The sequence below is a fragment of the Poseidonocella sp. HB161398 genome (assembly GCF_005870025.1).
Taxonomy (GTDB): domain Bacteria; phylum Pseudomonadota; class Alphaproteobacteria; order Rhodobacterales; family Rhodobacteraceae; genus Mangrovicoccus.
This window is the reverse complement of the sequence record NZ_VATA01000250.1, coordinates 1-804: the sequence shown is the minus strand read 5'-3', so window position 1 is coordinate 804 and position 804 is coordinate 1. Positions and strand designations below refer to the sequence as shown.

At 68.8% G+C, this 804-nt stretch carries 1 protein-coding gene; it reads left to right on the top strand.

The genetic code is table 11. From position 1 onward, the window contains the following. Window positions 1-804 (top strand): DDE-type integrase/transposase/recombinase (locus tag FGX59_RS37085; RefSeq protein WP_138473500.1); only part of this gene is annotated, 804 nt, incomplete at both ends.

Genomic DNA, 804 nt, shown 5'->3' with positions numbered 1-804 from the left:
CCTCGGATCGCCGGAAAATCGCGGAGTTCGTCGATGAGGCGATGGCCGCGGGTGCGCGCCGTTCTGCCGCCTGCGGCGAGCTCGGCCTGCATCCGCAGACGCTGGCCCGATGGCATGACCCGGAGGGCGGCATCTGGCCGGACCAGCGCCCCCTGGCGCCCCGGCCCGTGCCCGCCAACAAGCTCGGCGACGAGGAGCGCGCCAGCATCATCACTACCTGCGCCCTGCCGGAATTCGCCAGCCTCCCGCCCAGCCAGATCGTGCCCAGGCTGGCCGACTGCGGCACGTATATCGCGTCGGAGTCCAGCTTTTACAGGGTGCTGCGTGACCACGGCCAGAACCACCGCCGCGGGCGCGCGCGAACCCCAGCGAAAAGGAAGCCGCCCGCCAGCTTCGAGGCCAAGGGACCGTGCCAGGTCTGGACATGGGAGTTCGATCCGGTCCGCGCCAGCGGCAAATCCTCCGGGGGAGGATTTGAGGATCGGACGGGCGGAGCCCCGTGGCTTCCGGGACCGATCGCGGGCAAGTTCTTCTATCTCTACATGATCACGGACATCTGGAGCCGGAAGATCACCGGCTGGGAGGTCCACGAGCGCGAGACCGCCGAGAATGCGGCAGCCCTCCTGCAACGCGCGGTCTGGGCCGAGAAATGCGTCACCAGCCCGCTGGTTTTGCACTCCGACAACGGCAGCCCCCTCTCGGGCATTGCCGGGCAATGCCCTGCCGGGCAGCGCATGAAAGGCGCGACCATGAAGGCGACGATGGACCGGCTCGGCATCACCGCTTCCTTCAGCAGGCCCCGAG